This window comes from Streptomyces sp. NPDC015127 (assembly GCF_043080095.1).
Lineage (GTDB): Bacteria > Actinomycetota > Actinomycetes > Streptomycetales > Streptomycetaceae > Streptomyces.
The window spans coordinates 351,051-371,798 of the sequence record NZ_JBIBVE010000005.1 but is presented as its reverse complement, the minus strand read 5'-3'; the positions used below and the strand labels follow the sequence as shown (position 1 = coordinate 371,798).

The following is a 20,748-nucleotide window of genomic DNA, read 5'->3' as shown; positions in this document are numbered from 1 at the left end:
GATCGCCGACCGACTACGGCAGGAGCTGCTCGGTCCAGATGCATTTGCCGTGGGAGGTGTAGCGGGTCCCCCAGCGCTGTGAGAGTGCGGCGATCAGCTGCAGGCCGCGGCCGCCCTCGTCGGTCTCCAGCGCGCGGCGAATGTGGGGGGTGGTCAGGCTGCCGTCGGTGACCTCGCAGATGAGCGAGCGGCTGCGGATGAGGCGCAGCCGGCTGGGACCGCTCGCGTGACGGATGACATTGCCGACGAGCTCGCTGGCTATCAGTTCCGTGGTCCACATGAGGTCGTCCAGATCCCAGTCGGTGAGCTGGTGTCGTATGTGGTCGCGGGCCTGGCCCGCGGCGATCGGGTCCTCGGGAAGCTCCCAGCACGCCACGTCCCCGGCGGCGAGAGCGTGGGTGCGGGCCACCAGCACCGCTGTGTCGTCGCTGGTCTGTTCCTTGGCGGGGAGGAGAGCGGACGTGAGCTCGGTGCACAGCCGGTCGAGGCACCGGGCGTCGGCATCCCGGTCGGCGGCCGTGGCGCCCGGATCGCGCCCGTCGGACAGCCCGTCGGACATGTGGGCGTCGGTGAGCGCGGTGGCCAGTTGGGCCATGCCGCTGTCGATGTCACGGAACGAGGACTCCACCAGGCCGTCGGTGTAGAGCACGAGCAGGCTTCCCTCGGGCACCGTCAGCTCCACCGTCTCGAAGGGCGGCGTGGCCGCGCCGAGCGGCGGGTTCTGGGGCAGCTGCGGGAAGTGGACGGTGCCGTCGGGCTGGACGAGGGCGGGTGGGGGGTGCCCGGCCCGGACGAGGGTGCACACCTGGTTGACGGGGTCGTAGACCGCGTACAGACAAGTGGCGTAGAAGTCGTCGCCGAGGTCGCTGACCAGGTCGTTGAGGTGCGAGAGCAGCTCGTCGGGGGGCAGTTCGAGTCCCACGAGTGTGTGGACGGCGGTGCGCAGGCGCCCCATGGTGGCGGCTTCGGACAGTCCGTGGCCCATGACGTCGCCGATGACGAGCGCGACTCGTTCGGCGGACAGCGGGATGACGTCGTACCAGTCGCCGCCGACCTCCAGGCCCTCGGTGGCCGGCACGTAGTGGGCCGCGCTGGTGACGGCCGGCAGGGAGGGCAGGACGAGCGGGAGCAGGCCGCGCTGCAGCTCCTGGGCGCGGGTGTGCTCGGCGTCGTACAGGCGGGCGCGTTCAAGGGCTTGGGCGACCAGCCCGCCGAGCGCGGTCAGCAGGGCCTGGTCCTCCTCGCTGAAACGGCGCGGCTGCGAGAAGGAGATGATCAGGCAGCCGACGGGACGGCCGGAGACGATCAAGGGCAGGTACGCCCAGGCATGCTTCCCTCCCGAGAAGGCGAGGTCGGCGACATCCGGATAGCGTTCGCGGAACTCCTGCCTGGAGAGGACGTATTGCGGGGCGCCGTGGTGGACGGCGTCACTGACCGGGGTGTGATCCGCCAGGCTCATCCTCTCGGGGAAGTCGTCCAGAAACTCCTGCGAGTACCCGGCGCTTCCTGCCACCCGGAGGCTCTCGCCGTCCACGAGCTGCACGAAAAGGCCGCTGGCACCGAAGAGGGGCAGGGCACGTTCTGCGACGGTTTCCACGACGTCGCTCACCGCGACCGCCTCGGCCAGCGCCGCGTTGAGGTGCCCGATGTACGTGGTGCGCTGGGCGGCGGCGCGCTGTGCCGCCTCGCGCTGCTCGTCCGCCAGCCGCTTCTCGGTCACGTCGGTGAGGTACACCGTCACACCGTCCGGCGAAGGGACCAGACGCAGGTGGTACCAGCGCCGGTTCGTCGGCCACTCGACATCGAAGCCGGTCGGAGTGCCCGCGGCTGCGGCCTGCCGGCAGCGGTCCTCCAGATCGGGCACTTCGGCACCGGGAACGTCCCACAGCACGCGGCCGAACAGTTGCTGCGAGGGGCCGAGGAGGCGCTCGGCGTGGAGGTTGACGAACGCGATCCGCCAGTCGGCATCCACCATGAGGAAGCCGTCGCTCATGTGCAGCAAGGAATGGGCGACCGAGTCCAGCGCCGTCCGCTTCTGGGTCGTGTCCCACACGGTGCCCATGAAGCGAGCCGGTTCGCCGTCGTCGCCGAGGACGACCTGGGCGCGGGCCTCTATCCAGACGACAGTGCCGTCCGGCCGGCACAGCCGGTACTCCGCCGCGTACTCGCCGCGCTGCCGGACGGCCTGCTCCACGGCGGCCACGACGCGCGGCAGATCGTCCGGGTGGACGAGCCCCACAACGGTGTCGACCCGTCCGTCGAAGGTCTCCGGGTCGATGCCGAGTATGGCCATCGTCGTCTCGTCATAGACCACGTCGCCGGTGCGGAGGTCCTGCTCCCACCTGCCGACGCGGACCGCCTCGCGCGCTTGCCGGAGCCGGGGCCCGGCCAGCTGCTCCACGTTCCACCAGGCGGGGCCGAGGCTGCCGGTGGCAGGAGCGGGATGTGCCAGACGCTCGCACACCCACCGCGCGAGCGCCTCGAGAAAGTCACGCTGCGCGACCGAGGGAACCCCGCACACGGTCACGACGGAGAGCACTCCGAGCGGGCTGCCCTCCGCGGCGAGCAGCGGGACAGCCACGATCCCGGTGTCGGCTGGAAGGGCGTAGGTCTGCGTGCCGGTCGTGGGCAGCCACACGAGCGTCCTGTCCCGCAGGGCCCGGACCGGTGCGGTCTCGTCCTGCCGGCCGAGGGTCTCCCACTTCTGGGCGAATTCCCGGGGCAGTCCGCCCGTCGCCGCCAGGTGCAACGGCCGGCTGTCACCGGGTATGCGCAGGTGCACCATGCCACCGAGCCCACCGAGAGCGGCCACGGCGTGATGCAGCGCGAGCTGCATCACCTCTGCCTGGGTCTGCCCGTCGCCCGAGTTCCTGAGCACGCGCAGTCGGGCGGCTTCCGGCGCCTCCGTTGTCGTCGGCGGAGCCTGACCGAGCTGTTCATTTGGGGCCATATGGATCACACTCGCCGTCCACCGGGCGGGGCGACATTTACCCTACTCGCGCCTATACAGGTCGAATAGGCGCCGTGTCCGTATCATCCCACCCCCATAGAAGTCTCCGGCATCCTGAGGCATTGAGCGTCATCCTTCCTGAATGCGCAGGTGGAAAGGCCCAGGCCCGGCGATGGCCGGGGTGAGCCCGCAGGTCGCGCCCGACTCCGGGTGCGCGGGGACGGGGTCACCGGCGCGTCACGGACCTGCGGGTGCGGGCCTTTGGGGAGACTTTCCGTCATGACCGACGCAACCAAAGCAGTCCTCGAGGGCGGCCCCGCCGATCTTCCCGAGCGGGTCGTCTCCCTCTCCGAGCCCGTCTCGCCCGGGGGCGACCTCAAGATCCCGTTCCGCGGCGGGTACGAGCACTTCAAGGCCACGTCACGGCGGCAGGAGACCGCCGAAGGGGCGTTGCCCGTCTACGAGTGGTGGGAGCGCACGGAGCTCCCGGGCTGAGCGCCGCTCACGCCGTCGCGCCCGCCACCTCGTGCGCCGTGCGGACGAAGGCGCGGACAGCGCCCGTGTCGTCGCCGGCGCGCCAGACCAGGCCGTAGCCGATGGGGTCGGTGTCGACGAACGGGACGTAGGCCACGCCGGGCCGCGCGTGGTACGTGGCGGAGTGCGCGGCCGGAAGCAGGGCGCCCTTGCCGCCCGCGACCAGCATCAGGGCCTCCTGCATGTTGGTGACGGCCGGGCCGCGGCCGATCGGGCGGCCGCCCGGCGTGCGGGCCGGGAGGCGGTGCTCCAGCCAGTGATCGGGGACGTTCCCGGCGATCGTGAGCAGCGGCAGACCGGCCAGGTCCTCCAGCGACACCGCCTCCCGCGCGGCGAGGGGATGCCCGCCGGCGATGGCCAGCACCCGGCCCTCCGTGAGCAGGGCAGGGCCCTCCCCCAGGTCCTCCTCGCGCACCGGCAGCTCGGTGAGCTGGACGTCGAACTCGCCCTTGCGCAGCGGCCCGTACGGATCGGCGAGCGGCACCTCGCAGATCTCCACGTCCAGCTCGGGGTGGCGGGCCCGCAGCGCCTCCGCCGTCCGCAGCACGATCTCCCCCGCGGGCGGGCTGGAGAATCCGACGTGCAGCACTCCGGCGACGCCGCGCGCGGCCCGGGCGGCGCGCGCGACGGCGGCCTCGATCCCCCGGTGGTGCGGTTCGAGGTCGTCGCGGAGCTGCCTGCCGAGTGCGGTGAGGGCGACGCGGCGGCTCGTGCGGATGAACAGGGCTGCCCCGACGCGCCGTTCCAGCCGCTGGACGAGCTGGCTGACGCGCGCCCTGGACAGGCGCATGCGGTCGGCCGTGCGTCCGAAGTGCAGTTCCTCGGCCAGGATCAGAAAGCACTCGAGTTCGTCGCGCTCCACTGGCACCCCTCGCGTCTGCGGCCGGCGATCGGTAAGCGTGACTGAACGAACGTTGCCTTCTTCGCCGTTGTTCCTTCCTCACGGCTGCTCGAAGGTGGTTGAGCCGACAACTTCCTTCTCTCTTCGGGGCTTTCGTATGAGTACGCACACGGGTGCGCAGACACAGAAGCACGGCTCACCGCTCGGCCCGCGACGCTGGGGCGTGCTGTTCGTCCTGTGCGGCGCGATCTTCCTGGAAGGCATCGACGTGGCCATGCTCAATGTGGCCCTGCCGTCCATCCGGGCCGATCTCGGCCTGGACACCGGTCAGTTGCAGTGGGTCATGAGTGCCTACGTCCTCGGTTACGGCGGCTTCATGCTGCTGGGCGGGCGGGCCGCCGACCTCTTCGGGCGCCGGCAGATGTTCGTTCTGTGGCTGACCGTCTTCCTGCTCTTCTCCGGTCTCGGCGGATTCGCCACCGAGGGCTGGACGCTGATCACCGCGCGGTTCGTGACCGGAGTCGCCGCCGCGTTCATGACGCCGGCAGGGCTGTCGATCATCACGACGAGCTTCGCCGAGGGGCCCGAGCGCAACAAGGCGCTGCTCGTCTACTCCGGTACGGCCGCGGGCGGTTTCTCGACCGGCCTGGTCGTGGGCGGCCTGCTGACCGCCGCCGACTGGCGGTGGGTGTTCTTCGCACCGGTCGCCCTGTCCGCCGTGGTCCTCGTCGCCACACTCGTTCTCGTACCGAGGACGCCCCGCCCCGGCCGCGGCGGGCAGAGCGTGGACGTCGCGGGCGCCGTCACCATCACCGCCGCGATCGTGCTGCTCGTCCTCGGCGTCGAGCGCGCCACGCACACAACAATCGGCTGGACCCTCGGCACGCTGGGCGCCGGCCTGGTCCTGCTGGCCGCGTTCGTCGCCGTCGAACGGCGCTCGTCCGCCCCGCTGGTGCGCCTGGGGATCTTCCGCTCCGCACCGCTGACGCGGGCCAATCTCGCCGGGCTGCTCTTCGCCGCCGGGTTCTTCGGCTTCCAGTTCCTGGTGGTGCTCTACCTCCAGGAGCTGCGCCACTGGTCGACGCTGCAGACCAGCCTCGCGATGATCGTCATCGGTGTCGACGCGGTCCTGTCGCCCACCCTCACGCCCCGGCTGGTGAAGCGCTTCGGCAACGCCCGGGTCATCTTCGCCGGGCTGCTCCTCGCGGCACTCTCGTACGCCCTGTTCCTGCCCGTCGGCGCCGACTGGACGTACGCCGCGATGTTCCCGAGCCTGATCGTCCTGGGTCTCGCCTTCGCCCTCGCGTACGGTCCGCTCACCATCGTCGCCACGGAGGGCGTGGCGGAGGAGGAGCAGGGGCTGGCGGGCGCGCTGCTCTACACCTCGTTCCAGTTCGGCGCCGCCGTGGGCCTGGCCGCCGTCACGGCGGTCAACGTCGCCGCCACCGACTCGGGCTCGCCCGCGGACATGCTCGACGGCTACCGTGCCGGACTCGTCGTTCCCCTCGCCGCGGCACTGCTCGCCGCCGCCGTCAGCGCATTCGGGCTGCGTTCCCGGCAGGGCGGCGCGGTCGTCACGGGTTCCGATTCCGCGGCCCGCCCCGAAATACCCGCCGCTCACTGATCCTTCCGCGACAGGTGCCGATACGACAACGCCGCAGACTTCGGTGTACGGACATGCGCAAGGGCCCCGGAACTGGATATTCCGGGGCCCCGTCCCACCCTCGCCGCACGCGCGGGTGCGAGCGGGGTGAGCAATGCTCGTGGCTGAGAAGACCGTGAGGTCGTTCTCAGATGCCGGTGGTCTGCACCTGGACGAGACCGTTGACCGCGCCGGTGACGGCGGCGACCGGCACGACGGAAGCGACGGACTGGGCAGCCCCGACGACGTCACCGACGTTCACGGCAGCGCCGTAGCCGTTGACACCGGCGTGGGCGCTGGCGATACCGCCGGAAATGCCGTCCAGCTCGCTGTCGGAGATCTCGGCAGTCTCAACCGGGGTGAAGTCGTTACGCACTTTCTCTCCCTTTTCCATACTGGGGGATTCCTGAATTGACACCGACCGAATTCGCATCAAAGGAAAAAGGCCGACGCAAACGGTCGCCTGACGCCCGGAACGGGTATCCATGATCACGACTACCGCACGACAGGATGAGATCACGTCAACAGACCAACTGACAACCTACCCTCCGGTTTTGACCGTGAATACTTCTTCACGACAACGTCAACTGACGTGCACTTTTGCCACACCGACCGGGGACGAATCCGCCCACCTGCCATTCGGGGCGAGATGTCGCCACATGTCTATTTCCGGGACGCATCGGGGTACAGATGAGTCGAAATTCACCGTGCCCGATGACTTCACGACACGGACCCGTTCCCCCTGCGGGGCCGCATACCGAGGGCGCAGGCCCGGAAGGGATGTCGACCATGCGCAAGCTGATGGTCTGCAACACCATGTCGCTCGACGGCTACGTCGAGCGCCCTGGCGGTGACGTCATGTCCCTGCCGTTCGACCACGGGTTCTCCGAGTACAACGCCGAGCGGCTGCGGGCCGCCGACACCCTGCTGCTCGGCCGCAGGTCGTACGAAGGGTTCCTGAGCCACTGGCCGGCGATCGCCGACGACCCCGACGCCCCGCCGCTGGAGCGGGAGATCTCGCGCCGCATCGACGACGTCGACAAGGTCGTCGTGTCGGACACGCGGATCGCCGAACTCAGGAACGGCCCGGGCCGCGACGTCATCGTCCTCGGCAGCCACATCCTGTGGAACGACCTGCCGGCCCACGGACTCGTCGACGAGCTGCACTTCATGATCGGGCCCGGTGTGGTGGGCGCGGGCACCCGCGCCTTCGAGAGCGGGCCGCCGTTGCCTCTGCGCCTGCTCGGCACCCCCACCTGGGACGGCTCCGGGCTCGTGCTGGTCCGCTACGCCGTCGAAGGGGACCGGGCGCGGTGACGGACGACGCGGACCAACGGGCGGACGTCGCGCAGGCGGTCACCGAACTGACCGCGCTCTACGGGCTGGAACGGCTCGCCGTGGAGGGCGGGTTGTTCCGCCGGACCTGGGCGGGGCCCCCGGACGCCACGGGCCGCCCGGCCGGTTCGGCGATCATCGTGCTGCTCACCGCCGACGACGACGGCTTCTCGGCCATGCACCGGCTGCCGGCCGACGAGGTGTGGCACTTCTACGGCGGCGACCCGCTGGAGCTTCTGCTCCTCGCCCCCGGCGGCGGCAGCCGGGTCGAGCTGATGGCCGCCCCGGGCTCCGGCGGACGGGTGCAGACCGTGGTGCCCGCGGGCACATGGATGGGTGCGCGCGTCGCACCGGGCGGGGCATGGTCCCTGTGCGGTACGACGATGGCCCCCGGCTTCGTCGCCTCCGACTACGAGGGCGGGGACGCCGGCGAACTCGTCGGCCGGTACCCGCAGGAGGCGGACCGTATCCGGGCGTTGTGCCGTCCCCACGCGCCCCTGCGCATGGACGACCCCGGCGCGTGAACGACGAAACGCATCGGACAGCGAGGCGCGCGACGACGGAGCGCGTCGAACCACGAGGCACGTGAACCAAGAGGAGACCGCCGATGACCGACCCCTCGCTGCCCCGGCTCACGGGTGCCGTCGCGCTGGTGACCGGAGCCGGAGGACTCGTCGGCGCGGGCATCGCGCGGCGGTTCGCGCAGGCCGGTGCCGCCGTGGTCCTCCACCACCGGCCGGGCGGACGGCCGGTCGCGGACCTCGCGGACGCGGTCGAGGCCATGGGCGGCGCGGCGCGGCCGGTCGAGGCGGACCTGACGGACGAGCGCGACTGCCACCGGCTGGTCGAGGCGGCGGCCGCCTGGCGTGGCCGGCTGGACGCGCTGGTCCACAGCGCCGGGATCCAGCCGGTCCAGGACCTCACGGACATGACCACCGAAGACTGGCGTCGCATGTCGGACACCAACGTGACCAGCGCCTTCTGCTGCACACAGGCGGCCGCCGCCGTGATGTCGGCCCAGGGCGGCGGCACGGTCACGCACATCGCCTCGATCGAGGGCAGCCATCCGGCGCCCGGGCATGCGCACTACAGCGCCGCCAAGGCCGCTCTGATCATGTTCGCCCGTGCCGCGGCGCTGGAGTACGGCCCGCGCGGTATCCGGGTCAACACCGTCTCCCCCGGCCTGATCCACCGGGACGGCATCGACGAGGCATGGCCCGACGGCGTCCGCCGCTGGACCCGGTCCGCGCCCCTGACCCGGCTGGGCCGCCCCGAGGACGTCGGCAACGCGTGCGTGTTCCTCGCCTCGGACGCCGCGGCCTGGATCAGCGGTCACGACCTGGTGGTGGACGGCGGCGTCAGCGCGCGCCCGACCTGGTAGCGGAGCCGCGGCACCGCACGGGCCCGTGCCCGTGCACACCCCTTGCCGATACGCGAATGCATCGGATACGTTCGCGCATCGAACGAGGGGAGCGGCCATGCCCGCCACCGCATCCGCATCCGCGGCCACCACCGAACCGCGGCCCGCATCCGCGTCCGCGCCCAAGCGCGTCACCGCACGCCGCGCCCAAACCCGGCGGCGCATGCTCGACGCAGCCCTCCAGGTGTTCGCCGACGAGGGCTTCGGCCGCTCGACCGTGGAGCAGATCTGCGAACGGGCCGGCTACACGCGCGGCGCCTTCTACTCCAACTTCTCCTCCCTCGACGAACTGTTCCTCGCCATGTGGGAGGAGCGCTCGCAGCGCATGCTCGCCGATCTGCGCGCGGCGCTGACCGAGGTCTCCGTCGCGGCCCCCGAGGAGGCGCTGCGGTCCGCGCTCCGCGCGATTCCCGTGGACGACGCCTGGTACAGGGTGACGGCCGAGTTCACCGCGCACGCACTGCGCAATCCGTCCCTGCGGCGCGTCATGGCGGCCCGCGAGCAGGCGATCCTCGACACGATCCTGCCGGTCGTCGTCGACGCGCTCGGGCGGACCGGGCGGCGCGTCCCCGATGTGGTCGCCCTCGGACAGGCCCTGGTCGCCGTGCACGACGGCACCGCGGTGCAGGTGCTGCTCGAACCGGGCAGCGAGGTGCCGCAGAGGCGCCGTGAGGAACTGTTCCTGAACGTCCTGCAGGCGTACAGCACGCCCGGCACCGAGGAGGCAGCGTGAGCGAGGACGCCGACGTCATCGTCGTGGGCGCGGGACTGGCCGGTCTCGTCGCGACGTACGAACTGACCCGTGCCGGGCGGCGGGTGGTGGTCGTCGACCAGGAGAACGAGGCCAATCTCGGCGGCCAGGCGTTCTGGTCGCTCGGCGGTCTGTTCCTCGTCGACAGCCCCGAGCAGCGCCGGATGGGCATCAAGGACTCCGTCGAACTGGCCCTGTCCGACTGGCTGGGCTCGGCCGGTTTCGACCGGGAGCGCGAGGACCGCCGGCCGCGCGAGTGGGCCGAGGCGTATGTGCACTTCGCCGCCGGCGAGAAGCGCAACTATCTCCAGCGGCTCGGGCTGCGCGTGATGCCGACGGTCGGCTGGGCCGAGCGCGGCGACGGTACGGCGGCCGGGCACGGAAACTCGGTTCCGCGGTTCCACATCACCTGGGGCACCGGCCCCGAGGTGGTGCGGGTCTTCCGCGAGCCCGTGCTCGCGGCGGCCGCCCGCGGGCTGGTGACCTTCCGTCACCGGCACCGCGTCGACGGGCTGATCGTCGAGAACGGGGCGGCGGTCGGTGTGCGCGGCACCGTACTGGAGGCGTCGGACCGGCCGCGCGGGGTCGCCTCCTCCCGGGAGCCCGCGGGCGAGTTCGAGCTGCGCGCGCAGGCCGTCGTCGTGACCTCGGGCGGCATCGGCGGCAACCAGGAGCTGGTCCGCGAGAACTGGCCCGCCGACCGGCTCGGCCCCGCGCCCCGGTCGATGATCACCGGCGTTCCCGCGTACGTCGACGGCCGGATGCTGGAGATCACCGAGCGCGCGGGCGGCTCGATCGTCAACCGCGACCGGATGTGGCACTACACCGAGGGCATCAGGAACTGGGACCCGATCTGGCCCGACCACGCCATCCGCATCATCCCCGGTCCCTCCTCCCTGTGGCTGGACGCGACCGGGCGCAGGCTCCCGGTGCCGCTGTTCCCCGGCCACGACACGCTCTCCACGCTGAAGCACATCGTGGGCACCGGCCACGACCACACATGGTTCGTGCTGACGCGGGCGATCGTGGAGAAGGAGTTCGCGCTCTCCGGCTCCGAGCAGAACCCCGACATCACCGGCAAGAACCTGAAGCTGGTGCTGTCCCGGGCGAAGAAGGGCGCCCCCGGGCCCGTGCAGGCGTTCCTCGACCACGGCGAGGACTTCGTCGTACGGCCGACCCTGGCGGAGCTCGTCAAGGGCATGAACGACCTCACGCCCGACTGCCCGCTCGACTTCGCCCAGGTCGAGCGGGAGGTCCTGGCACGCGACCGCGCGGTGGACAACGCGTACACCAAGGACGTCCAGCTCATGTCCGTCGTCAACGCCCGCGCGTACTGGCCCGACCGGCTGACCCGGGTCGCCAAGCCCCACCGCCTCCTCGACCCCGACCAGGGCCCGCTCATCGCCGTACGGCTGCACCTGCTGACCCGCAAGACGCTCGGCGGCCTGGAGACGACACTGAACTCGCAGGTGGTCCGCCCCGACGGATCCGTCTTCGACGGCCTGTACGCGGCCGGTGAGGTCGCCGGGTTCGGCGGCGGCGGGGTGCACGGCTACAACGCACTGGAGGGCACCTTCCTCGGCGGCTGCGTCTTCTCCGGCCGTGCCGCCGGCCTCGCGATCGCCCGGCGGCTCGCGTGACGAGCCGGGGCACGGCCCTGGTGACGGGCGCGTCGTCGGGGATCGGCGCCGCCGTGGCCGCGGCGCTTGTTGGGCGCGGCTACCGCGTCTACGGCACGAGCCGCGACCCTGCGTCGGTCGCCGACCCGGTCCCCGGCGTCGAGTACCTGGCCCTCGACCTCTCCGACGACGCGTCCGTCGAGGCGTGCGCCGCGGCGGCCGGCGCGGTGGACGTCCTGGTCAACAACGCGGGCGAGAGCCAGAACGGGCCGCTGGAGGAGCTGCCCATGGAGGCGCTGGAACGGCTGTTCCGCGTCAACGTGCTCGGGGCCGTACGGCTCACCCAGCTCCTGCTGCCCGGCATGCGGGCCCGCCGGCGCGGCCGGGTGGTCATGGTCGGCTCCATGCTGGCCAGCTTCCCGCTCGCGTACCGCTCCTCGTACGTCGCCTCCAAGGCGGCGATCAAGGGCTTCGCGAACGCGGCGCGGCGCGAGGTCGCCCCGTACGGCGTCGGCATCACGACCGTCGAGCCGGGGTCGATCAACACGGGTATCAGCGAGCGCCGCACGCAGTACGTGGCCGATGACTCGCCGTTCCTGACGGAGTACCGCACGATGCTCGCCGCGCTCAACGCCAACGAGGCGAAGGGCATCCCGGCCGCACGCGTCGCCTCCACCGTGGTGCGGGCGATAGAGGCGCCGCGGCCGAAGCCGCTCTACGCGGTGGGCAGCAACGCGCCCGTGGTGTTCGCGCTGCGCAGGCTGCTGCCGAGAGCGGCCGTCGAGCGCATGGTGGCCCGCAGGCACGGGCTGCGCCGGCGGCACCCGGTGTGACGCGCGGCGTCAGACACCGTGTGCCGCGTCGAGCCGCGCCCGCTGCTCGGGCGACAGCTCCAGGTCCACGGCGGCGAGGCTCTCGTCGAGCTGCGCCACCGAGGAGGCGCCGACCAGCGGGATCACCGGGATCTCACCGCCGATCAGCCAGGCCAGGACCACCTGGTTCGGGCTCGCCCCGGTCTCCTTCGCGACCTCGCGCAGGGCGGCGAGCCGGGCGGGGGTGCCGGAGTGGTCGAAGGCGGGCCCGAGCGGCTTGTCGTCGCGTACGTAGCCGCCGCCGAGCAGCGGCGAGTAGGCAACGAGCGCGAGGTCCGGCTCGGCGCGAACGTAGGACAGCAGGTCGCCGCCCACGACGCCGATCTGCCCGTCCGGGGAGCGCAGCGTCGGCATGTCGGTGCGCTGCCGCACGTAGCTGTGCTGGTACTGCAGCACCTCGTATCCGGGCAGCCCGGCCGCCGCGGCCAGGTTCCTCGCCCGCTCCACCCGCCACGCCCAGTGGTTGCTCACCCCGAGCAGGCCGACCGTGCCGTCCTCGACCAGGGAGCCGAACGCTCCGACGGTCTCCTCCAGGGGCACCGACCGGTCCTCCACATGCGCGTAGTACAGGTCGAGCCGGTCCACACCCAGCCGTTCCCGGCTGCGGTCGGCGGCCTCGCGGATCACCTCCGCCGACAGGCCCTCGATGTGCCGCGAGAAGCCGGTGCTCGGCGCGAGGGGCCGCCCCCCGACCTTGGTGGCGACGGTGATCTCGTCGCCGACGCCCCGGCTGCGCCGCCAGCGGCCGATCAGGCTCTCGCTCTCGCCGCCCCGGGTGCCGTTCACCCAGAACGCGTAGTTGTCGGAGGTGTCGACGAAGGTGCCGCCGGCCTCCGCGTACCGGTCGAGGATGGCGTACGACGTGGCCTCGTCGGTGGCGGTGCCGAAGAGCATCGCACCGAGGCTGAGGACGCTCACCTGCCGCCGGGTCGCCGGTTCGGTGCCGAGCGTGCGGTATCTCATGCGGGTCATGGCGCGGAGTCTGCTCGCTGGAGTGCACGCGAGGTCAACCCTTCCTGCCGGTACGGTGATCCGGCCGAACGCAGGGGGAAACGATGGCCGGGGATCCGCGGGTGCTGCTCACCTCCGCGCAGGAGACGTCCACGACCGCGCTGCTGGCGCGGGCGGCCGCCGGACGGGGCATGCACGTCGCGGTCCTGACCGGCCCGGCGGCCGTCGACGCCGTGGCGGGGCGGGCCGTGCACTGGTACGGCGGTCCGCTGGCAGCGGCGCGCGCCGCCGGCCGGGCCGGCTTCGCGCTGCTGGAGCCCGCCGACGACTGGCTCGTACGGCTGCCGCGGGAGTACACCCGGCGGCGCGTCGAGCTGACCACGCTGTCCGAGGCATGGGCCGCCCGGCACCCGGTGTTCGTGAAGCCGCCGCGCGACAAGACGCTGCCCGCCGCCGTCTACGCCGACGGATCGCGGCTGCCGCGCGGCGGCGACGGAATCGGGCCCGGCACGGCCGTGCTGGTGTCGGAGGTGGTGACATTCGCCGCCGAGTACCGGCTCTTCGTGCTGGACGGCGAGGTCGTGGCGGCGAGCAGGTACGCCGTGCACGGCCGCCTCGACACGGCACCCCTCGGCGACGGGCACGAGGGACACGGACGCGCTCCGCTTCGCCCGGCGACTGCTGGGCGCGGTCGCCGGGACCCTGCCGAGCGCCGTCACCGTCGACGTCGGACTCGCACAGGACCCCGACACGGGTGCGGAGCAGTGGGCCGTGGTCGAGGCCAACATGCCCTGGTTCTCGCACAGCTACTGCGCGGATCCCGGCCGGGTGCTCGATGTCGTCCTGCGCGCCGCCGGCCCCCGCGACCTGGTCTCCTCGCACGATCTCGGCTTCGTCCGGGCCGCCGCCGCGCCCGCCTGAGAAAAAAGTCCGGCGCGCCCGTCGAGAATCCGCCGGCGGCTCCGACGTCCCCTGTGAGAGTTGCCCGCAAGGGGCGGCAGCGAGGGGCCAACGCCCCGGGACCAAGGAGCGAGACCGTGAAGTATCTGGTGATGATTCAGGGCACGCAGGCCGACTACGAGGCGATGCGCGGCAAGGCGTCGCCGGGAGCGCCCGCGTGGAGCGAGAAGGAACTGCAGGCGATGTACGCGTTCATGCAGTCCGTCAACGACGACCTGTCCGAGTCCGGCGAGTACGTCGAGGGGCAGGGCCTCGCCGAGCCCGCGCTCGCCCGGCACGTGACCTCCGGGAAGGACGGCCGGCCGGTGATCACCGACGGACCGTACGGCGAGACCAAGGAAGTCCTCGCCGGTTTCTGGATCCTGGACTGCGAGAACCTGGAGCGGGTCACGGAGATCGCCGCGCGGATCACGCAGTGCCCGGTCCCGGAGGGCAGCACCGAGTATCCGGTCGTGATCCGGCCCATCCTGGACGGCGGAGGCGATGTGTGAACCGCGCGCCCGGGACCGAGGACCTGCTGCGCCGCCACGCGCCGCAGGTCCTCGGCGCGCTCGTGCGGCGCTACGGCCACTTCGACCTGGCCGAGGACGCGGTGCAGGAGGCCCTGCTGTCGGCGGCGGAGCAGTGGCCCGTCGGCGGGGTGCCGGACAATCCGCGGGGCTGGCTGATCCGCGTCGCCTCCCGCAGGCTCACGGACCTGCTGCGCGCCGAGGAGGCACGGCGGCGGCGGGAGGAGACGGCCGCGCGTCTCGCCCCGACGGACGCCTTCCGCGCGCCGCCGCCCGGTGAGAGCCGCGCCCCTTCCGAGGACGACACCCTCACCCTGCTCTTCCTGTGCAGCCACCCCGCGCTGTCCCCGGCCGCACAGGTGGCGCTCACGCTGCGGGCCGTGGGCGGCCTGACGACCGCCGAGATCGCCCGCGCGCATCTGGTGCCGGAGGCGACGATGGCCCAGAGGATCAGCCGGGCCAAGCAGAAGATCGCGGGGCTGCCCTTCCGCCAGCCGGGCCCCCTGGACCGCGACGCCCGTCTCGCCGTCGTCCTCCAGGTGCTCTACCTGATCTTCAACGAGGGGTACACGGCCACGTCCGGCGCCGCCCTGCACCGCGCCGACCTGGCACGGGAGGCGATCCGGCTGACCCGCGAGGTGCGCCGTCTGCTGCCGCGCGAGGGCGCGGTGACCGGGCTGCTGGCGCTGATGCTGCTCACCGAGGGGCGCACGCCGGCCCGTACGGGACCGCACGGCGAGCTGGTCCCGCTCGACGAGCAGGACCGCGCCCTCTGGGACCGGGACGCCATCGCCGAGGGCACCGCCCTGGTGGAGGAGGCCCTGACCGGGGGCCCGATCGGCGCCTACCAGCTCCAGGCGGCCATCGCGGCCCTCCACGACGAGGCGACGCGTCCCGAGGACACCGACTGGCCGCAGATCCTCGCCCTGTACGACCTCCTCGTCGACGGCTTCCCCGAGCCGATGGCCGAGCTCGGCCGCGCCGTGGCGGTGGCGATGGTGCACGGCCCGCGAGCCGGGCTCGGCGAAGTGGCGCGGCTCGAGGACCGGTTGCAGGGCCATCACCGGCTGGACGCCGTACGGGCGCATCTGCTGGAGCGTGCGGGTGACAGGGAAGGCGCTCTCGCCGCCTACCAGTCGGCGGCACGGCACACGCTCAGCCTGCCCGAGGCCCGCTACCTCCAGATGCGGGCGGCCCGGCTCACGTCCTGACGCGCGGGCCACGGCGCTGGCGGCCCGTACGCCGCCGGGCGATCATCGGGGCATGGACGCCACGATTCACCTCGCCCAGCAGCCCGACGCCGACGCGCTCCTCGGCCGCAGCCCGCTCGCCGCCCTCGTCGGCATGCTGCTCGACCAGCAGATCCCCATGGAGTGGGCGTTCACCGGCCCCTACACGATCGCCCAGCGCCTGGGCACCGACGACCTGGACGCCGCGCAGATCGCGGCGTACGACCCGGACGCCTTCGGCGAGCTGCTCCGCCAGAAGCCGGCCGTGCACCGCTACCCGGCGTCGATGGCCAAGCGGGTGCAGGAGCTGTGCCAGTTCCTCGTCGACGAGTACGACGGCGACGCGAGCGCCGTGTGGCGGGACGTGGCGAGCGGCGCCGAACTGCTGGCCCGGCTGAAGGCACTGCCCGGCTACGGCGATCAGAAGGCGCAGATCTTCCTGGCGCTGCTGGGCAAGCAGTACGGCGTCACGCCCGAGGGGTGGCGCGAAGCGGCCGGGGCGTACGGCGAGAAGGACTCCTACCGTTCGGCGGCCGACATCACCGGCCCCGAGACGCTGGCCCGGGTGCGGGCGTACAAGCAGGAGAAGAAGGCGGCCGCCAAGGCGAAGAAGACGGCCCCGAAAAACCCCTGATGGCGGCACATGGACGTGGAAGCAACCCGTCCGGGTGTCAGGAGGATGAAATGCGCCGTCAGTTGTGGCACAGGTGTTCCCAGAACCCCCGGCAGATCGCTAGCTTCCCTTCAACCCACGTTCGCACCGGGAAGGACCTCTGTGAACGCAACCCCTCGCAGAGCCGCGGCCACCCTGGCCGCAGCCGCACTCGCGACCCCGCTCCTGCTGGCATCCGCTTCCCCTTCCGCAGCCCACCGTCCCGACCCCGCGGATCGCGCGGCGAAGGACGCGGCGAAGCTGGCCGGGAAGCTGGTCGACCGTGCGTCGGCCGACGACGCCTTCGAGCACCTCGAGAAGTTCCAGCAGATAGCGGACTCGTCCGGCGGCCACCGCGCCGCCGGATCGCTCGGCCACGACGCGTCGGCCGCGTATGTGTACCAGCAGATGAAGAAGTACGGGTACGACGTCTCGTACGAGAAGTTCGAGTTCGTCTACACGCAGACGCTGGCGGAGAAGCTGTCGGTTCTCTCGCCGTCGCCGGCCGACCTCACCATCAAGGCGATGACGTTCACCACGTCCACCCCGGTGGGCGGCGTCCGCGCCGCGCTGGCCGCCGTGCCGGTGGACGACACGACCGGCTGCACGGCCGGTGACTACGCCTCGTCGGCGTTCACCGGCAAGATCGCGCTGATCAAGCGCGGTGGCTGCACGTTCGCCGAGAAGCAGGCCGCCGCGGCCGGCGCCGGTGCGGTCGGCGCCATCGTCTACAACAACACCGAGGGCGTGCTCTCCGGCACCCTCGGCGAGGCCGGCGCGGGGAAGATCCCGACCGGCGGCATCGCCAAGGCCGACGGCGAGAAGCTCGCCGCCGACCTGGCCAAGGGGCCGGTGAACGTCTCCTTCGAGATCCGCCAGCTCCAGGAGAAGCGCTCCACCAACAACGTGATCGCCGAGACCCGCCACGGCAACGCGGCCAACACCGTGATGCTCGGCGCGCACCTCGACTCGGTCACCGAGGGCCCGGGCATCAACGACAACGGCTCCGGCTCGGCCGGTCTGCTCGAAGTCGCCCAGGAACTGGCCAAGAAGGAGCCGCGGCCCGCCAACAAGGTGCGCTTCGCCTGGTGGTCGGCCGAGGAGAACGGACTCCTCGGCTCCGAGCACTACGTCGCGCACCTGAGCGACCTCGGCAAGAAGGAGATCAAGCTCTACCTGAACTTCGACATGATCGCCTCGCCGAACTACGGGCTCTTCGTCTACGACGGCGACGACTCCGACCGCGTGGGCGCGGGCCCCGGCCCCGCCGGTTCGGCGCAACTGGAGCGCGACATCAACGAGTTCCTCGACCGGCAGGGCCACCCGCACGAGGGCACCGACTTCACCGGCCGTTCCGACTACGGCCCGTTCATCGAGGTCGGCATCCCGTCCGGCGGCACGTTCACGGGTGCCGAGGGCATCAAGACCGAGGCACAGGCGAAGAAGTTCGGCGGCACGGCGGGTGTCGCGTACGACCCGAACTACCACGCCAAGGGCGACACCATCGAGAACATCGACATGGACGCCTTCGCCGTGAACATCGGCGTCATCGCCAACGCCGTGGGCACCTACGCCCACGACCTGAGCTCGCTGCGCAAGCCGGTCGTCAGCGTCCCGACGGACGGTGACGCGGGCAGCGGCGGCGGCCTGCACGACGGACACGACCACGAGGTCACCGAGTAACGGCACACGCGGAATCACACATCGGCGCGCCGCGGGATCACCTCCTGCGGCGCGCCGTTCCGAACAGGGAGCGCGTGATCTCCCGGCCGAGCTGCGTACCGACCGAGCGCGCCAGCGACCGGAAGACGCCGCTGCCCATGACCTGCTCGGCGAGCGACTCCTCCCGCCTCTCCCCGGTCCGCCGCGCGGGCTCAGGCTCGGCCCCGCGCTCGGCCTTCCGCGCCGCCTCCTCGGCCGCCGCCTCCGCCGCCCGCTGCTCGGCCGTCAGCCGCTCGTACGCCGACTCGCGGTCGACAGCCTCGGCATAGCGCCCGTACAACGGAGATCCCTCGACCGCCGCGTCCAGCGCGGCCGCATCGACCGGACCCATCAGGGACTGCGGCGCGCGCAGCCGGGTGACGGCGACCGGCGTGGGCGCGCCCGTGTCGCTCAGCACGGTGACCACCGCCTCGCCCGTCCCCAGCCCGGTCAGGACCTCCTCCAGGTCGTACGGGGACTTCGGGAAGGTCCGCACCGTGGCCTTGAGGGCCTTGGCGTCCTCGGGCGTGAAGGCGCGCAGCGCGTGCTGCACCCGGTTGCCGAGCTGTGCGAGCACATCGCCGGGCACGTCCTTCGGGGTCTGCGTGACGAAGAAGATCCCGACCCCTTTCGAGCGAATCAGCCGCACGGTCTGTGTGATCGACTCCAGGAACGCCTTCGACGCCTCGCTGAACAGCAGATGCGCCTCGTCGAAGAAGAAGACCAGCTTCGGCCGGTCCAGGTCGCCGACCTCCGGCAGATCGTGGAAGAGGTCCGCGAGCAGCCACATCAGGAACGTCGAGAACAGCTGCGGCTTGTCCTGCACGGCCGGCAGCTCCAGCACGGACACGAGCCCGCGCCCGTCGGCCGCCGTGCGCAGAAGGTCGGCCGTGTCGAAGGCGGGTTCGCCGAAGAAGCCGGACGCGCCCTGCTGCTCGAAGGCCGTGAGGGAGCGGAGGATCACCCCGGCCGTCGCGGGGGACAGGCCCCCGATCGTCTTCAGCTCCGCCCGGCCCTCGTCCGACACCAGGAAGGCGACGACGGCCCGCAGGTCCTTGAGGTCGATCAGCTCAAGGCCCTTGCTGTCGGCGTAGTGGAAGATCAGTCCGAGGGACTGCTCCTGCGTCGGGTTGAGCCGGAGCACCTTCGCCAGCAGCAGCGGACCGAAGTCGGTGACCGTGGCGCGCACCGGAATGCCCGGCCCGATGCCGCCGAGCCCGTAGAACTCGCACGGGAAACCCGCCGCCGACCACCGCTGGCCGACCTGCCCGGCCCGCTCCTCGACCCGCCCGCCGCCCTGCCCCGGGGCGGAGATCCCCGACACGTCGCCCTTGATGTCGGCGAGGAAGACCGGGACGCCGTTCGCCGAGAGCTGTTCGGCGATCAGCTGGAGCGTCTTCGTCTTGCCGGTGCCGGTCGCGCCGGCGACCAGACCGTGCCGGTTGAGCATCGACAGCGGGACGCGGATCTGCGCCCCGGGCAGGCACTGCCCGTCCCACAGCAGGGCACCCAGATCGAGCGCGGAACCGGTGAAGGAGTAGGCCGACGCGATCTCCACGGCGGGCTTCGGAAGCGCCACGGCGGACCCGATCTCTTCGACGGCGCCCTGTCGCACTGGCTCCTGAGCTGTCATGAGAGACCCCCGTTTTCCGTTTTGCGTACTTTTTCACAGGATCGCACTGCGGTTCCGCGGCTGCGCCCGGTGCCCCTTGGCCGGTAGGCTTTCCGTGTGATCTTCAAGCGCATCGGCAACGGGCGGCCGTATCCCGACCACGGCCGGGAAAGCACCCGACAGTGGGCGGATGTCGCGCCGCGCCCGGTCCGCCTCGATCAGCTCGTGACGACCAAGGGCCAGCTGGACCTGGAAACGCTGCTCGCCGAGGACTCGACCTTCTACGGCGACCTCTTCGCCCACGTCGTGAAATGGCAGGGCGACCTCTACCTGGAGGACGGGCTCCACCGCGCCGTGCGCGCCGCACTGCAGCAGCGCCAGGTGCTGCACGCCCGCGTGCTCGAGCTGGGCTGAGCCCCGCGGCACGGCCGGCTGCTGACCCTTTCGGGGTCTTTCGGCACCGTACGGACGCAATCAGCTGATCGTTTAGTAGGCACGGCGACCGGGCCGCACTACGCTGCGCCCATGAGCATGCTCACTCCCCCCGGCATGGGCGGAAAGTACCGCATCACGGGCAACACATACCCCCGCATGCGACGCCCCCGGAACCGCCGCAGAATCGTCTTTGCGGTGGTGGCGGCGGTGATCGCCCTCGGGCTCGCCGGCTGGGGCACGGTGCAGCTCGTGGACGCCTTCACCGGCGGAGGCAAGAAGTCCACGGCGGGCGCCAAGCGCGACTGCGAGCCGGTCCCCACCCCCTCCGCGGCGCCCCTGCCGCCGAAGCCCCGCCACGTCACGGTGAACGTCTACAACGCCACCCCGCGCAGCGGTCTGGCGAAGGCGGCGGCCGACGAGCTGAAGAAGCGCGGCTTCACGATCGGCAAGGTGGGCAACGCGACGCCGGAGTACGACAAGAAGGTCCGCGGGACCGCGGTGCTGCTCGGCGGTCCGACGGCCCACGAGGGGTACTTCCGCGTACTGGGCACGCAGCTCGTCGGCACCCAGCTGAAGACCGACACCCGCAAGACGGCGGACATCGACCTGATCATCGGTACGGCCTTCAAGGCCCTGGAACCGAAGCCGAACGCGGACGCGGCGCTGGCGGCGCTGGCCGCCCCGGCCCCGAAGCCGTCGGCTTCTTGTTAGAGGTCGTCCGCTCCTCGGGGCGCC

At 71.8% G+C, this 20,748-nt stretch carries 20 protein-coding genes and 1 pseudogene; 16 read left to right on the top strand and 5 right to left on the bottom strand.

Annotated elements, in window-relative coordinates:
- Positions 1-13: 13 nt before the first annotated feature.
- The gene (locus tag ACF08N_RS12935) at positions 14-2,950 is read right to left on the bottom strand and encodes a SpoIIE family protein phosphatase (protein ID WP_392324628.1); all 2,937 of its coding nucleotides are present in this window, start codon (positions 2,948-2,950) and stop codon (positions 14-16) included.
- Positions 2,951-3,229: 279 nt separating this feature from the next.
- On the opposite strand from ACF08N_RS12935, the gene ACF08N_RS12930 reads away from it, so the two are divergent.
- On the top strand, positions 3,230-3,445 hold the full coding sequence (locus ACF08N_RS12930) for a DUF5988 family protein (RefSeq protein ID WP_392324627.1): 216 nt from the start codon (positions 3,230-3,232) through the stop codon (positions 3,443-3,445).
- Positions 3,446-3,452: 7 nt separating this feature from the next.
- On the opposite strand, the gene ACF08N_RS12925 is transcribed toward ACF08N_RS12930, so the two are convergent.
- Complete coding sequence (locus ACF08N_RS12925; protein WP_392324626.1) at positions 3,453-4,346, bottom strand: LysR family transcriptional regulator; 894 nt, start codon at positions 4,344-4,346, stop codon at positions 3,453-3,455.
- Positions 4,347-4,482: 136 nt separating this feature from the next.
- Here ACF08N_RS12925 and ACF08N_RS12920 point away from each other — a divergent pair, with 136 nt between their 5' ends.
- Positions 4,483-5,949: an MFS transporter gene (locus ACF08N_RS12920; RefSeq protein WP_392324625.1), complete on the top strand. Its 1,467-nt coding sequence runs from the start codon at positions 4,483-4,485 to the stop codon at positions 5,947-5,949.
- 166 nt (positions 5,950-6,115) lie between these two features.
- On the opposite strand, the gene ACF08N_RS12915 is transcribed toward ACF08N_RS12920, so the two are convergent.
- Positions 6,116-6,343 (bottom strand): hypothetical protein, encoded by a 228-nt coding sequence (locus ACF08N_RS12915; protein ID WP_392324624.1) that lies wholly within the window; start codon positions 6,341-6,343, stop codon positions 6,116-6,118.
- 413 nt (positions 6,344-6,756) lie between these two features.
- Here ACF08N_RS12915 and ACF08N_RS12910 point away from each other — a divergent pair, with 413 nt between their 5' ends.
- The 6 genes from ACF08N_RS12910 (at position 6,757) to ACF08N_RS12885 (ending at position 11,925) form a co-directional block, all read left to right on the top strand.
- A complete protein-coding gene (locus ACF08N_RS12910) occupies positions 6,757-7,284 on the top strand; it encodes a dihydrofolate reductase family protein (protein WP_392324623.1) in 528 nt (175 codons plus the stop codon).
- Entirely contained in the window at positions 7,281-7,826 is a 546-nt protein-coding gene (locus tag ACF08N_RS12905) for a cupin domain-containing protein (RefSeq protein WP_392324622.1), read from the top strand. The genes ACF08N_RS12910 and ACF08N_RS12905 overlap by 4 nt, the downstream gene beginning before the upstream one ends.
- Positions 7,827-7,909: 83 nt before the next feature.
- Positions 7,910-8,683, top strand: coding sequence for an SDR family NAD(P)-dependent oxidoreductase (locus ACF08N_RS12900; protein ID WP_392324621.1), 774 nt, complete (start codon positions 7,910-7,912; stop codon positions 8,681-8,683).
- A 97-nt stretch (positions 8,684-8,780) separates the two neighbouring features.
- The gene (locus ACF08N_RS12895; protein ID WP_392324620.1) at positions 8,781-9,455 is read left to right on the top strand and encodes a TetR/AcrR family transcriptional regulator; all 675 of its coding nucleotides are present in this window, start codon (positions 8,781-8,783) and stop codon (positions 9,453-9,455) included.
- Positions 9,452-11,113 carry an FAD-binding dehydrogenase gene (locus ACF08N_RS12890; protein ID WP_392324619.1) on the top strand — a complete coding sequence of 554 codons (1,662 nt, stop codon included), beginning with the start codon at positions 9,452-9,454 and terminating at the stop codon, positions 11,111-11,113. The genes ACF08N_RS12895 and ACF08N_RS12890 overlap by 4 nt, the downstream gene beginning before the upstream one ends.
- Complete coding sequence (locus ACF08N_RS12885; RefSeq protein ID WP_392324618.1) at positions 11,110-11,925, top strand: SDR family oxidoreductase; 816 nt, start codon at positions 11,110-11,112, stop codon at positions 11,923-11,925. Before ACF08N_RS12890 ends, ACF08N_RS12885 begins: the two co-directional genes overlap by 4 nt.
- 9 nt (positions 11,926-11,934) lie before the next feature.
- On the opposite strand, the gene ACF08N_RS12880 is transcribed toward ACF08N_RS12885, so the two are convergent.
- Positions 11,935-12,927: an aldo/keto reductase gene (locus ACF08N_RS12880; RefSeq protein ID WP_392324694.1), complete on the bottom strand. Its 993-nt coding sequence runs from the start codon at positions 12,925-12,927 to the stop codon at positions 11,935-11,937.
- 92 nt (positions 12,928-13,019) lie between these two features.
- On the opposite strand from ACF08N_RS12880, the pseudogene ACF08N_RS12875 reads away from it, so the two are divergent.
- The 6 genes and pseudogenes from ACF08N_RS12875 to ACF08N_RS12850 form a co-directional block, all read left to right on the top strand.
- Positions 13,020-13,484: pseudogene (locus tag ACF08N_RS12875) on the top strand (ATP-grasp domain-containing protein); the annotation flags it as partial.
- Positions 13,485-13,593: 109 nt separating this feature from the next.
- On the top strand, positions 13,594-13,836 hold the full coding sequence (locus tag ACF08N_RS12870; protein ID WP_392324693.1) for a hypothetical protein: 243 nt from the start codon (positions 13,594-13,596) through the stop codon (positions 13,834-13,836).
- 116 nt (positions 13,837-13,952) lie between these two features.
- Complete coding sequence (locus ACF08N_RS12865) at positions 13,953-14,366, top strand: YciI family protein (RefSeq protein ID WP_392324692.1); 414 nt, start codon at positions 13,953-13,955, stop codon at positions 14,364-14,366.
- On the top strand, positions 14,363-15,595 hold the full coding sequence (locus ACF08N_RS12860) for an RNA polymerase sigma factor (RefSeq protein ID WP_392324617.1): 1,233 nt from the start codon (positions 14,363-14,365) through the stop codon (positions 15,593-15,595). The genes ACF08N_RS12865 and ACF08N_RS12860 overlap by 4 nt, the downstream gene beginning before the upstream one ends.
- Before the next feature lie 52 nt (positions 15,596-15,647).
- Entirely contained in the window at positions 15,648-16,247 is a 600-nt protein-coding gene (locus ACF08N_RS12855) for an HhH-GPD-type base excision DNA repair protein (RefSeq protein WP_392324616.1), read from the top strand.
- A 141-nt stretch (positions 16,248-16,388) separates the two neighbouring features.
- Positions 16,389-17,948: a M28 family metallopeptidase gene (locus tag ACF08N_RS12850; protein WP_392324615.1), complete on the top strand. Its 1,560-nt coding sequence runs from the start codon at positions 16,389-16,391 to the stop codon at positions 17,946-17,948.
- 37 nt (positions 17,949-17,985) lie between these two features.
- Here ACF08N_RS12850 and ACF08N_RS12845 read toward each other — a convergent pair whose 3' ends face one another.
- Complete coding sequence (locus ACF08N_RS12845) at positions 17,986-19,599, bottom strand: helicase HerA-like domain-containing protein (protein ID WP_392324614.1); 1,614 nt, start codon at positions 19,597-19,599, stop codon at positions 17,986-17,988.
- 96 nt (positions 19,600-19,695) lie between these two features.
- On the opposite strand from ACF08N_RS12845, the gene ACF08N_RS12840 reads away from it, so the two are divergent.
- Positions 19,696-19,992, top strand: a complete 297-nt coding sequence (locus tag ACF08N_RS12840; RefSeq protein WP_003955420.1) for a type II toxin-antitoxin system VapB family antitoxin — start codon at positions 19,696-19,698, stop codon at positions 19,990-19,992.
- 111 nt (positions 19,993-20,103) lie between these two features.
- Positions 20,104-20,724 (top strand): LytR C-terminal domain-containing protein, encoded by a 621-nt coding sequence (locus tag ACF08N_RS12835; RefSeq protein WP_392324613.1) that lies wholly within the window; start codon positions 20,104-20,106, stop codon positions 20,722-20,724.
- Positions 20,725-20,748: the final 24 nt, after the last annotated feature.

Coding starts and splice junctions, on each gene's coding strand:
- ACF08N_RS12935 (WP_392324628.1), bottom strand. CDS start 2,950: ATGGCCCCAAATGAACAGCTCGGTCAGGCTCCGCCGACGACAACGGAG.
- ACF08N_RS12930 (WP_392324627.1), top strand. CDS start 3,230: ATGACCGACGCAACCAAAGCAGTCCTCGAGGGCGGCCCCGCCGATCTT.
- ACF08N_RS12920 (WP_392324625.1), top strand. CDS start 4,483: ATGAGTACGCACACGGGTGCGCAGACACAGAAGCACGGCTCACCGCTC.
- ACF08N_RS12910 (WP_392324623.1), top strand. CDS start 6,757: ATGCGCAAGCTGATGGTCTGCAACACCATGTCGCTCGACGGCTACGTC.
- ACF08N_RS12900 (WP_392324621.1), top strand. CDS start 7,910: ATGACCGACCCCTCGCTGCCCCGGCTCACGGGTGCCGTCGCGCTGGTG.
- ACF08N_RS12895 (WP_392324620.1), top strand. CDS start 8,781: ATGCCCGCCACCGCATCCGCATCCGCGGCCACCACCGAACCGCGGCCC.
- ACF08N_RS12880 (WP_392324694.1), bottom strand. CDS start 12,927: ATGAGATACCGCACGCTCGGCACCGAACCGGCGACCCGGCGGCAGGTG.
- ACF08N_RS12855 (WP_392324616.1), top strand. CDS start 15,648: ATGGACGCCACGATTCACCTCGCCCAGCAGCCCGACGCCGACGCGCTC.
- ACF08N_RS12845 (WP_392324614.1), bottom strand. CDS start 19,599: ATGACAGCTCAGGAGCCAGTGCGACAGGGCGCCGTCGAAGAGATCGGG.
- ACF08N_RS12835 (WP_392324613.1), top strand. CDS start 20,104: ATGAGCATGCTCACTCCCCCCGGCATGGGCGGAAAGTACCGCATCACG.